The following is a 12,869-nucleotide window of genomic DNA, read 5'->3' on the forward strand; positions in this document are numbered from 1 at the left end:
GTCCCACGAACGAGGCGCGCCCGCCGGCGCGGGCGCCCGATCGCACGCTATGCAGACATGCTACGCCTCGGTGGCCGCCCGGCTACGGGCGCGATATTCGGTTGGCGACAGGGCCATACGCTTGCGGAAAATTTTCGCGAGACGATCGCCGTTGCCGGTGCCGCTGCGGCGGGCGATCTTGTCGACCGGCAACTCGGTCTCGGTGAGGAAATTGCACGCGATGCGCAGCCTGACCTGCAGCAGGTAGTCCGACGGCGTGACCTGCATCTCGTGCTTGAAGCGGCGCAGAAAATTGCGCTCGCTCATTGCCGCGACCTGCGCGGCGTCGGCGACCGAAACGGGGCGGTCGCAGTTCGCCTCCATCCAGCGCGCGGCCGCGCGGATTTTTTCGGCGACGCTCAGCGTGCCGCCCTCGGCCGGCAACGGCACCCACGTCGCGGCCATACCCGGCATCACGCGATCGGCGACGCTGCGCGCGAGTTCGGCGCCGAGATCGCGCTTGATGAACATCAGTGCGCTGCGCGCGCAGTCGTTGCGATCGCTCGCCGCCGCGAACGCGCCTTCACTGACGCTCGCGGCCGGGTAGCGATTCATCATGCCGTCGTGCTCGGTCGGGCCGGCCGCTTCGAGCACGATGCGGCCTTCGCCGATCGTTTCGATCGCGCGGGTGCGCGATTGCACCCCGCGCAGCCAGGTGAGTAACCGTTCATCGCGCGCGGCCGCGTGTGCGCCGTAGCCGCCCGCGATGAACAGCACGTCGAAGCCGGCGCCGAAGCGCGTGTCGATCTGCTCGGTCCAGATGCGCGCCAACGACGAACTGGTGACATTGCCGCCGTCCATCGACAGAAATTGCACTTCGTACGGCGGGTCTTCGCCGGCTCGGGTACCCGCGAGCTCGTTCGCGCTCTGAAACATTTCGACGACGGTGCCGGGACCGAGCAGCCAGAAACCGTCAAACAACAGAATGCCAATTCGCCGCGCCGCAGTACGAACGTTCAAGGCTGGCGTGTGAAGCCACGTAATTCTCGCTGTATCAAGGTGCATTTGCGGCATGATCCTTCCCCAATCGTTCATACGTTGTGGACCCCGATGCCCCGTAACCAGAAGGAACGAGCGAATGAATTTATTACGGCAGAAACCACGGCGAACGCCGCTTAAGGATTAATCGTGATGTTAGCGGAATGGTTCGATATAGTAAATTTGAAAAGCAAAATTCATCAAAAAAGGAATGTCTGAGGAAAAACCTTTTTGGACGTTTGATATGAGTGGATGCCGTCACCACGCCGCGCTGCACAGCCAGACGCGGCACGGTGCGGCGTCGCGCACGCCACGCCTTTACTGATCGCCCGTTTGCGGGATTCATGCCACTTGCCGAGAATGCGAAGCGCTCTGATTCGAGCACAGGCGTCCACTTTCATGGCCGATCAAAAAATGTTTCAAACATGAAAAATAAAACGACTAAATAATGACGGATCAAACCGGTTTTTATTCGCAAAGCAGGAATTCAGACGCTGCGGCATTCGGCATTTTCGACATATTCATACGGCGCTACAAATTAATATCGGAATGCGGATTTATTGGTCGTTCAAAAACGTTTCGTTTTTGAAACATCGGCACGTTAATTCGTATGATTTAAAATGGGACCACCGCCCGATACGGTTCAGGCAAAGGGTAATTCAGTGCGTTGCAGCAAATCGAGCGGAAAAAATGCGGTTGCCCGTGTTGCAACCTGCGAGGTTGCAACACGGACACACGTCGAACCAGCGAAACGCAAAGCAGTGGATAACGAACACGCGACGAACCGCCGGACAAACTATAAAGCCAACAAAAGCGGCGCAGCTACGCACTGCGCCGCCTCATGGCCCGACTGCTCAGCCGTTCGTCCCTTCCCCCGCCAGCGGCGCGGCGCGATGCGTACGCGCCAGCACCGGCCGCAACGCCGCGCCGGTATGGCTCGCGGCAATCCGCGACAGGCCTTCGGGATCCGTTGCCGCGACGATCGTACCGCCGCCCACGCCTCCTTCGGGACCGAGGTCGATGATCCAGTCCGCCTCGGCGATCACGTCGAGATCGTGTTCGATCACCACCACGCTATGACCGCCGTCGACCAGCCGATGCAGCACGCGAATCAGCTTCGCGACGTCCGCCATATGCAGGCCGACCGTCGGTTCGTCGAGCACGTACAGCGTATGCGGCGGCTTCTGACCGCGCCGCGTGATGTCGTCGCGCACCTTGCTCAGCTCGGTAACAAGCTTGATACGCTGCGCCTCGCCGCCCGATAGGGTCGGCGACGGCTGACCGAGCGTCAGATAGCCGAGCCCGACGTCCTTCATCAACTGCAGCGGATGGCCGATGTTCGTGATCGACGCGAAGAACTCGACCGCCTCGTCGATTTCCATCGTCAGCACGTCGCCGATGTTCTTGCCGCGCCACGTCACCGCGAGCGTCTCCGGATTGAAGCGCTGACCGTGACAGACGTCGCACGGCACCTTCACGTCCGGCAGGAAGCTCATGCCGATCGTGCGCACGCCCTGCCCCTCGCACGCGGGGCAACGGCCCTCACCGGTATTGAACGAGAAACGCGACGCCGTGTAGCCCCGCGCGCGCGCCTCCAGCGTGCCCGCGAACAGCTTGCGGATCGCATCCCACACGCCGATATAAGTGGCCGGACACGAACGCGGCGTCTTGCCGATCGGCGTCTGGTCGACTTCGAGCACCCGGTCGATGCTTTCCCAACCGGTGACCGACTCGCAGCCCTGCCACTTGTGCGTGACGTTCAGCGGCGCGCGCGGCGCCGAACGCGCAAGCACGCTCGAACGCCGGTTCGCGGCCGGCTTTTCCGCGGCCGCCGCACGCGCGCGCCGCGTGGCCGGCGACGACAGCACCGAGCGCCCGACCGCATCGAGCAGATTGGTCATCAGCACGTCGCGCGCGAGCGTCGACTTGCCGGAGCCGCTGACACCCGTCACCGCCACCAGGCGCGCGAGCGGAATGCCGACCGTCACGTCGCGCAGATTGTGCAGCTTGCCGCCGTGCACGGTCAGCCAGTTCTCCGGCACCGCCGCCGCGCGCTTGCCGGCCGCGACGACCTCTCGGCGCGGCTGCAACGGATGCACGATCGGCTCCGCGAGGAAGCGCCCGGTCAGCGAATCCGGCTGCGCGGACAGGTCCGCGACGCTGCCCTGCGCGATCAGCGTGCCGCCGCGCTTGCCCGCTCCCGGTCCGATATCGATGATGTGATCGGCGCGTCGGATCGTGTCCTCGTCATGTTCGACGACGACCAGCGTATTGCCCTTGTCGCCAAGCTTGCGCAGCGCGTTCAGCAGGATCTGGTTGTCGCGCGGATGCAGGCCGATGGTCGGCTCGTCGAGCACGTAGCACACGCCCTGCAGGTTGCTGCCGAGTTGCGCGGCGAGCCGGATGCGCTGCGCCTCGCCGCCCGACAGACTCGGCGCCGCGCGATCGAGGCTCAGATAACCGAGCCCGACTTCTTCGAGAAACTGCAGGCGGCTGCCGATTTCGCTGACCACGTCGCGCGCAATTTCGGCATCGCGCCCGCTCATCTTCAGCGTGTCGATCCACGCGCGCGTGTCGGACACGGTCCATTGCGCGACGTCGACAATCGCCTGCGAGTCGAACGTGACCGCGCGCGCGACCGGATTCAGCCGCGTGCCCGCGCAATCCGGACACGGTTCGTCGACAAGTCCTTCCGGCTCCTGCTCTTCCGACGGCAAGCTCTGTTCGCGACCGCGATTGTCGTCGACGACGATCGTGTCGTCGTACACGGCGCGCTGCTCGCGGGTCAGCGACAGACCCGTGCCGACGCAGCTCGTGCACCAGCCATGCTTGCTGTTGTACGAGAACATGCGCGGATCGAGTTCGGGATAGCTGGTGCAGCACACCGGGCACGCGCGCCTGGTGGACAGCACCTTCACCTCGCCGAGCTTCGCGGTGGACGCGCCGCCGTTGATCGCGTCGTGCAGGCCGTCGAGCGGCGCGAGCAGGTGCATCACGCCCTTGCCGATCTCGAGCGTCTGGTCGAGCGCCGCGCGCAATTCCGCTTCGTGATCCGCCGATACGACCAGGTCCGTGACCGGCAATTCGATGGTGTGTTCGCGGAAGCGGTCGAGCTTCGGCCACGGATCGACCGGCACGAATTCGCCGTCGACGCGCAGATGCGTATTGCCGCGCGCCTTCGCCCATTTCGCGAGGTCCGTGTAGACGCCCTTGCGGTTCACGACGAGCGGCGCCAGGAAACCGACATGCTGCCCCTTGTGATCGCGCAGCAGTTGCGCCGCGATCGATTCGACGCTCTGCGACGTGACCGGCGTGCCGTCGTGCACGCAATGCTGCAAGCCGAGCTTCACGTACAGCAAACGCAGGAAGTGCCAGACCTCGGAGGTGGTCGCGACGGTACTCTTGCGGCCGCCGCGCGAGAGCCGCTGCTCGATCGCGACGGTCGGCGGAATGCCGTACACCGCGTCGACCTCGGGCCGGCCCGCCGGCTGTACGATCGAGCGCGCATAGGCGTTCAGCGATTCGAGGTAACGCCGCTGCCCTTCGTGGAACAGGATGTCGAACGCAAGCGTCGATTTGCCCGAACCGGACACGCCCGTGATGACGTTGAACTTGCCGTGCGGAATGTCGACGTCGAGCGCCTTCAGGTTGTGTTCGCGCGCATTGACGATGCGCACGACGTCCTCGCCTTCGATCGCGCGGCGCGCGCGGGCCGCGCTCAACGCTTTCTGCAGCGGGATGCCGTGCGACGCGGCGTCTTCCGCGCCGCTGGCAGCACCGGTAGCACCCGCCGCGCTCATCGCGTCCATGGAGCGGTCGTATTGCAGCAAGGCCTCGCCCGTGTGCGACTCCGCGCACGACTTGACGTGCTCCGGCGTGCCCGCGCACAACACGCGGCCCCCCCCATCGCCGCCTTCGGGACCGAGATCGATGATCCAGTCGGCCGCGCGGATCACGTCGAGGTTGTGCTCGATCACGATCAGCGAATGGCCGCTCGCGAGCAGCTTGCCGAACGCCTGCATCAGCTTGGCGATGTCGTCGAAATGCAGACCGGTGGTCGGCTCGTCGAACATGAACAGCCGCTTCGGCAGCGCCTGCTTCGTGCCGCGCGTGCTGCGCGCCTGCGCCGATTCGGCGAGAAAGCCCGCGAGCTTGAGCCGCTGCGCTTCGCCGCCCGACAACGTCGGCACCGGCTGGCCGAGCTTCACGTATTCGAGCCCGACGTCGACGATCGGCTGCAGCACGCGCAATACTTCGGCATCGTTTGCGAAGTACGTGGCGGCTTCGCTGACGGTCAGCTCCAGCACGTCGGCAATGCTCAGCGCGCGGGCAGGCGCGTTTTGCCCATCGCTCGCGCGTTCGATTTTCACTTCGAGCAGTTCGGCGCGATAGCGGCGCCCATCGCAATCCGGGCAACGCAGATACACATCGCTCAGGAACTGCATTTCGATATGCTCGAAACCCGAGCCGCCGCACGTCGGGCAACGGCCATCGCCCGAGTTAAAGCTGAACATGCCCGGGCCATAGCCGCGCTGCTGCGCGAGCGGCGCCTTCGCGAACAGCTTGCGGATTTCGTCGAACGCGCCGACGTAGCTGGCCGGATTCGAGCGCGCGGTCTTGCCGATCGGCGACTGATCGACGAACACGACGTCCGTGACCTGATCGGCGCCCTTCAGCGCCTTGAACACGCCGGGTGCTTCCGTGGCAAGCCCAAAGTGACGCGCCATGGCCGGATACAACACGTCCTGCAACAGCGTCGATTTGCCGGAACCCGACACGCCCGTCACGCAGACGAGCCGCTGCAACGGAATCTCTACCGTGACGTCGCGCAGATTGTGCTCGCTCGCGCCTTCGAGCACGATGCGCGGCGTATCCGCCGCGACCGGACGACGCGACCAGTGCGCGGCATCCGCGACATGGCGCCGGCCGCCGAGGTATTCGCCGGTCAGCGTGCCGGACGTGCGGATCGCTGCGGGCGCGCCGTCGAAGATAATCGAGCCGCCGCGCTCGCCCGGGCCCGGACCCATGTCGATCAGCCGGTCCGCCGCGAGCATCACCGACGGATCATGCTCGACCACGACGAGCGTATTGCCCGCGTCGCGCAGCCGGTGCATCGCCTCGACGATCCGGTTCAGATCGCGCGGATGCAGACCGATACTCGGCTCGTCGAGCACAAATAGCGTCTTGGTCAGCGACGTGCCGAGCGCGGTGGTCAGGTTGATACGCTGCACTTCGCCGCCCGACAGCGTGCGGCTCTGGCGGTCGAGCGTCAGATAGCCGAGGCCGACGTCGCACAGGTACTTGAGGCGCGTGCGCACTTCGGCGAGCAGCAGCTTCAGCGCGTCGTCGAGCAACGCGCTCGGCAACGTGATGTCGTCGAAAAAGCGCCGGATACGCTCGATCGGCATCAGCATCAGATCGTGCACGGTCAGACCCGGCAACGCTTCGAGCTGCGCGCGTTGCCATTGAACGCCACGCGGCAGGAAGCGCTGCGCGGGCGCGAGCACATCGTCTGCGTTCGCCTTGCTGCCGAGGCGCCACAACAGCGATTCGGTTTTCAGGCGCGCGCCGCCGCAGGTTTCGCACGGCGTGTAGCTGCGGTACTTCGACAGCAGCACGCGGATATGCATCTTGTACGCCTTCGATTCGAGATACTCGAAGAAGCGTTTGACGCCATACCAGTGCGTCTGCCATTTGCCGTTCCAGTCCGGCGAACCGTTGATGACCCAGTTGCGCTCGCGCTCGCTCAGTTCGCCCCACGGCGTGTCGCGACGGATGTCGGCTTTCGCCGCGTAGCGCATCAGGTCGTCCTGACACTCCTTCCACGCGGGCGTTTGCATTGGCTTGACCGCGCCTTCGCGCAGCGTCTTGCGCGCATCTGGAATCACGAGCCCGAGATCGACGCCGATCACGCGGCCGAAGCCACGGCACACGTCGCACGCGCCATAAGCCGAGTTGAACGAGAACAGTGCCGGCTGCGGGTCCGCGTAACGCAGATCGCTTTCGGGACTATGCAGACCGGTGGAGAAACGCCAGATCAGCGGTTCGGCGGTCGGCGCCTGTGGCTCATCCGACGCGGCCGGCAGCACGTAAATGTTGACGCGCCCGCCGCCGCGCTTCAGCGACGCCTCGATCGCTTCGACCACGCGCGCCTTGTCCACCGAACTCAGCCGGAAGCGGTCCGCGACGACGTCGAGCAGCTTGCGCTTGCCCGTCGGCGAATCGACTTCGCGCTGCGCCTGCACGCGCGTGTAGCCGCTCGCCGACAGCCATTGCTCGACTTCCTGCTCGGATGCCGATTCAGGCAGCTCGACCGGAAACGTGACGACGAGCCGCGGCTCGTCCCGCGCGGTGCGCCCGAGCAGTTCCGCGTAGATCGTCTCCGGCGTGTCGTGCCGCACCGGCAACGCGGTCTGGCGATCGAACAGTTCGGCCGCGCGCGCATACAGCAGCTTCAGATGGTCGTTCAGCTCGGTCATCGTGCCGACCGTGGAGCGCGAGCTGCGCACCGGGTTGGTCTGGTCGATCGCGATGGCGGGCGGCACGCCGTCGACGCGGTCGACCTGCGGCCGGTCCATCCGGTCGAGGAACTGGCGCGCGTAGGCGCTGAACGTTTCGACATAGCGACGCTGCCCTTCCGCGTACAGCGTGTCGAACACGAGGCTCGACTTGCCCGAGCCCGACGGCCCGGTGACGACCGTCATTTCGCCGGTGCGCACGTCGAGATCGACGTTTTTCAGGTTGTGCTGGCGCGCGCCGCGGATGCGGATCGTGCCTTGGGCTTTGCCGACCCGGCCATGGCTCTGGGCGCTACTCTGGCCGTTGCTCGTGCCCGGGGAAATGTCAGCGATGGTGTCAGGGGTTGCGTCGTTGGAGGACAATTTTTCCGACCGTCTGAAGAAGTGGGCCACCGCTCATGGCCGGCTCGCGACCGCGCACGTTCGGTGAAATCGGGACCGCGCAGGGGACGGCGCTGCGTCGAAGACGCTGGCACGCCGCGCGATGCGCCGGAAGCCTGGTTGCAACGGGATACTATACTGTATGTTTATACAGTTTTCCATGACGGGTTTTGGATCGGCGGCGGGGGCTTGCTGGTGGGGGTGGTGGCGGTTGCAGGAGTCAGAACGACAGCCCGAACCTGGCGGTTGACGATTACCCTGCCCAATTTCGGATACACGTTTTCCTGTCTGAGCAAGACGATATCGCGGTTGGAAGCTGAGAGTGAACGGACGACGGTCACTCCATGTCAATCAACTACTCAAATTCATCAGAAGCCACAAACCGGAATGCCACTCGAAACCGTTCACCTGGATCGTGTCTTTGGCGTTGTACAAACAGCGCAGAACCGTCAGCCAGTCACGCTATTTGGATTCGAAAGTAAAACCCGCAAGGAGTATTCGGTAGCCGCGCCTGGCAGGCCCCGAATCGAATCAGGCATGACGATTACCGCGTATCTTGTGCAAGCGGACAACTGGCAAACACTGATTGGATGGCGCGACCATGAAAACGGTGAGATTGTCTGCAAGCCCGTGAGCGGACCGATATTCGCTTGTATCTGGAGCGTTCTGGGCTTTTGCATGATGACACCTGGGTTCTCGCACCGGTCGGCCGCAATGTCGGTAATCGCGGCAATTATGGTTGTTGTGTTCGGTTTCGGCATTCGGAACGTCTGCTTTCTGCGGAAAGTGCGCCGCGAACTGGAGCAGTCAGCGTGGGACAGGTATAGCCATATTGCGTCGACCGACAACCGGACTAGATAACCTGTTTCGATCCATCCGCGGGCGTAATGCGGTAGCGTCGCGCGACATATACCGCTAGTAACAAACCGCCTGCACCAAGGGCCAACATAAAAAGTGCACGTTGCAGTAGTCCTTCAGGATATCTGAGCAAGACAGCTGAATAGGCAAAATGCAGGACAAGAACCCAACCGGCCAATTGGTTCACAAAGAATATGGGAACCGCGAGCAATAGCGCCGAGATCTCCCTTAAAGAAACCTCGAGGTGCCAACGCACAAGCAAACTGAGTAGCAGAGCCGGCAAGACAAAGAGTCCCAACCCTATCCACGCAACTTCGACTGACAGTGTCCTCCAAAAGAGGCCTCTGACAATAGAATGAAGCGTGAAAACGGTGAACACGAACAACGTCATGCCGATGATGCCGCGGATTGTGAGTTTCCGCTTCTCTTCAGCAGGACGCGCGAAATAGCGATTAATCACCGGAGAAAAGAAAAGCAGGGAAAAGGTCAGCGTGCTTCCGGCGAGCGTAAAGAAATAGCTCGGAAGCATGTGGACGTCTCTGACGGGCACGGTGACGATATAGAACAGAACAATCAGGGCGAGCGCTAACCATCTTGCCCAGTTCCAACCGCGAAACAACCCGATCGTCGTCAGCAAGCTAACGGCGGTCGAGGCAGTCACCAGATTCCACTGCCATCGAATGGGCAAGACGGACCCGATAAAAAGCGGATCGCTACCGATGCGTACTCCTCCTTTGGTGTCATACAACCAGAGCGCCGACAACACCCCCATCAGATTAAGGCATGCAATGCCCGTCACTATCGCTGGTCGCTTCATATTTGAGCTTTTGATGTCTGGGTTAAATTTCTGGCATCCAGCCTCATCGACATTTACCGATACGACGGACGTTTGTACGCTGGTGGAGTGCGCTTTCATCGTTCAGAACTGCGCAATCAACTGAAACCCCACCGTCACCCGCGCCGTCGGGAAACCCGACGGTTTATAAATAGGCGTGCCGGCAAACAGGTCATAAGCGACGGCCCCGATCTTCGCGGGCACACTGCCCTTGACACCGATCACCGCACCTGCCAGTTGCGTACCCGCGAGATAAACCGCGCTCGGACCGAACACATGGCCATAGTCGATACCCGCATACAGCGACTGCCCCGTCGCGCCGATCGGCACCTGAAGCTCGTTGCGCCAGAAGAAACCGCGCTCGGCCGCGAGCATCGTTTCACCGTCGAAGCCGCGCACGGTGTAGCGGCTGCCGATCGTCAGATCGTCGATGTAGTTCAGCGTGTTGTTCGTGAACTGGCCATGCACCGAGGTCACGTAACGCAGCGGCTGGCTCGCGATCTGGAGCGGCACCGACAGGTTGGCGTCGAGCACGGCCATATGGAAACGGTAGGTCGGGCCAGTCGGATAGAAGTCCGGTGTCGCGCCGAGACCGCCGACGCCCTGTCGATACACGAGCGAACCGTCGAACTGCGACGCGCCGAAGTAATGACGATCGGTCAGCCCCGCTTCGATGAACGTGTTGTTGCGGCGTTGCTGCGGAATATCGGTGTCCTCGATGAAGCTCTCGCCGAAACGCTTCGTGAGGCGGAACTGCGCGCCGAGCACATTGCTCTGGCTGCGCATCAGCACGCGTTGCAGTTTGAAGTCCACGGTCTGCGCATTGCCGCTCGACACGAAGGTCTGATTGACGCCCGCGATCTGCTGGTAATACGTGTTCGTGTACGCCGACAGCGTGCCGGTCCAGTAGCCCCACGGGATCGAATACGAGCCGTTCCAGCCATGCGAGCCCAGACTCTTGTCGCCGAATTCGAGGTCCTGGTTCACGCCGACGTTGAAGATGTCGTTCAGGCCGAGCGGGTTGTCGATGCCGAGGCTCAGGTTGCCCTGCAGTTTGCCGGTCGCACGCGTGCCCGAGTTGTCGATCGACGCGACGACGGTCCACGGCTTCGTGCGCTTCACGTCGAGTACGACGTCGCTCTCGCCGGGGATGTTGGTCGGGACGATCTGCATGGAGACGTCCTGACTCGCGACACGCTTCATCTGTTCGAGGCCCTGTTCGAGGTCGCGCAGGTTCAGCGTATCGCCGCCACGGGTCGGAAACGCGGATTTCCAGGTGCCGCGCATGGACGGATCGGCGAAGCGGATCTGATTGATCACGCCGGGTACGAGCGCGAATTTCAGCGTGCCGGTCGAGAGGTCCTGTTCGGGCAGCAGTACGCGGGTCGTGATGTAGCCGCGCGAAAGAATCTGTTGTTGCAGGCTCTTCGTGAGGATATCGATACCCTGTTTGCCGATGCATTCGCCCTGGTAGTGGTCGAGCCATTCGCGCACGAACGCGAAGCGGTCGAGCGGCAGCGCCGAGGCGCCCTGCTTGCGGACTGCTTCGGGGAGCGTCGATGGAACGTCAAGCTCGAAGGTATCGATGCGGAAGCACGGGGTTTCGGTTGGCAGTTCGGGCCAGCCGCCTCTCGACGGAATGGTCGAGCGGACGCTCGGCGCGGCGATGGTGGCCTGGCGTTGCTGGGCGTCGCGCTGCTGCTGCAACTGACGGTTCTGCTCGGCGTTCGCGCGACCCGCCGCGGCTTCGTCGGCGGGGGTGATGGTTTGTTGCGCGTGGGCGAGTGATACTAGGGCGGAGAGCGGCAACGCCGCCAGTTTTTTACTGATTTTCATTGTCATTTAAATCCTGATGCTATTCGGTACTCAACTTACGCAGACAGCCCGACGCGGCCGGCACATCGAGCACAAACCGGTCGACGCGAAAGCACGGTGCGTCGGGAGGTAGGGCCGGGTACGCTTCAACGCGCGGTACGTCAGAGCGCACGGAAGGGACGTCCGCAGCCGCGTCGCGCTGCTGTGCCTCGCGTTGCTGTTGCGCCTTTGGTCACCTAATTATTTATCAGGCTGAAATTTCGCGCCGTCGTAGCCATTGATTTTAAATCCGCTTTAACCAAGGGCTTTACGCACATGATCAGCTAAATTGGATAGGTCCAAATATGCAATTCGCGCAAAATCTGGATAATTTTCCGCTATGTATTCGTAGGCATCCTGCCCCTGTCCCGCTTCGGTTTTCACTTGAACCTGCTCAACGAACAGAGGGCGAATCACCCAATTTTTACCCGGAAGTGCAAGCCGTTGATGACCGGACATATGCCATGCAATTGCTCCCTGGTAGGTGTCAACTGCTGACATAAGCCTGGCAATCAACTCTGCGTCTTCATGTCGAAACCGAAATGATGTGTACGGAGCAAGCCTGGAATTATCAGCGGTGAATGTCCCTGTTCTCAAAACTATTGCAGAAGATGAGCTTCTAAATTTTCTCCACTCAAGCTCAGCAAATTGCTCAATCACCAGGCATAGCTCGTCGCCATGCGGAAAATTTTCACTCATCATTTCCCTCCCTTAACGATAGAAAGCGAAATGCCACCGGGGTTATTGTTTTTCATCAATTGAAGCCAGTCGCCTTGGGGAATCGGCTGCGAAGATACTCGTGGGTCATAGACATATTGCCCATCAGAATAGACTTGGTGACAGGACTGCCCCTCCCACTGCGCTAAAGACACTGCCACCGCCAAGCCCCCCATCAGCGCCCCACCCACGACATGCAGCTCAACCCGGTTCGGAGCCCCCCTCATCCCAGAGACCGACTTCATGTACTCTTTTAGATACCCTTACCGAAATCATCAGGCAGATCACCCAATTCCCGGTAAAGCGCAATTCCGCACAATGCGACACAAAACAACAGAATGGGGAGTAGCATTCCAAACGCTTCCTGCCCATTTCCATGCAATTCCCAAACTATCGACAGTCCGAAATAGATAATTATCAGCACTATGACAGACAAATAAAAACGCAAAAATAACTGTGACCTAGTCAACGGCGCCTTTCCCGCTAAAAGACGTCTCGCCTTCAGAGTCTGGTATAGGAAGATCACAGCAACCAGCACGCCAAGAGGAACAAGTCTCCCCACAGCAGCTTTCCAATTTGCGCCCCTCGCAACGCCCACAATAATCAAGAACACCGCCATTGATGCTATTTGCGGTGCCCATTTACGCAACTTCACAAAAGCAATTTTGCAGGAATCTAACATCATATCT

7 protein-coding genes are annotated in these 12,869 nt (G+C 61.7%); 1 reads left to right on the top strand and 6 read right to left on the bottom strand.

What is annotated here, in order from left to right:
• Positions 1-60: 60 nt before the first annotated feature.
• Complete coding sequence (locus tag HHL14_RS28935) at positions 61-1,053, bottom strand: GlxA family transcriptional regulator (protein WP_169501026.1); 993 nt, start codon at positions 1,051-1,053, stop codon at positions 61-63.
• Positions 1,054-1,871: 818 nt separating this feature from the next.
• Positions 1,872-7,787: an excinuclease ABC subunit UvrA gene (gene uvrA, locus HHL14_RS28940; protein WP_329601750.1), complete on the bottom strand. Its 5,916-nt coding sequence runs from the start codon at positions 7,785-7,787 to the stop codon at positions 1,872-1,874.
• A 174-nt stretch (positions 7,788-7,961) separates the two neighbouring features.
• Between uvrA and HHL14_RS28945 the strand changes: the two genes are divergently transcribed.
• Positions 7,962-8,777 (top strand): hypothetical protein, encoded by an 816-nt coding sequence (locus HHL14_RS28945; protein WP_169501028.1) that lies wholly within the window; start codon positions 7,962-7,964, stop codon positions 8,775-8,777.
• On the opposite strand, the gene HHL14_RS28950 is transcribed toward HHL14_RS28945, so the two are convergent.
• From HHL14_RS28950 to HHL14_RS28965, 4 genes are all read right to left on the bottom strand, one after another.
• Complete coding sequence (locus tag HHL14_RS28950; RefSeq protein WP_169501029.1) at positions 8,770-9,690, bottom strand: hypothetical protein; 921 nt, start codon at positions 9,688-9,690, stop codon at positions 8,770-8,772. The two genes, HHL14_RS28945 and HHL14_RS28950, sit on opposite strands and share 8 nt — an antisense overlap.
• Positions 9,691-9,693: 3 nt before the next feature.
• Positions 9,694-11,445, bottom strand: coding sequence for a ShlB/FhaC/HecB family hemolysin secretion/activation protein (locus tag HHL14_RS28955; RefSeq protein ID WP_169501030.1), 1,752 nt, complete (start codon positions 11,443-11,445; stop codon positions 9,694-9,696).
• Between the two features lie 273 nt (positions 11,446-11,718).
• Positions 11,719-12,165, bottom strand: coding sequence for a hypothetical protein (locus tag HHL14_RS28960; RefSeq protein WP_169501031.1), 447 nt, complete (start codon positions 12,163-12,165; stop codon positions 11,719-11,721).
• A gap of 268 nt (positions 12,166-12,433) precedes the next feature.
• A complete protein-coding gene (locus HHL14_RS28965; RefSeq protein ID WP_169501032.1) occupies positions 12,434-12,865 on the bottom strand; it encodes a hypothetical protein in 432 nt (143 codons plus the stop codon).
• Positions 12,866-12,869 lie beyond the last annotated feature (4 nt).

It is taken from the genome of Paraburkholderia antibiotica, assembly GCF_012927125.1.
GTDB classification, from domain to species: Bacteria; Pseudomonadota; Gammaproteobacteria; order Burkholderiales; family Burkholderiaceae; genus Paraburkholderia; species Paraburkholderia antibiotica.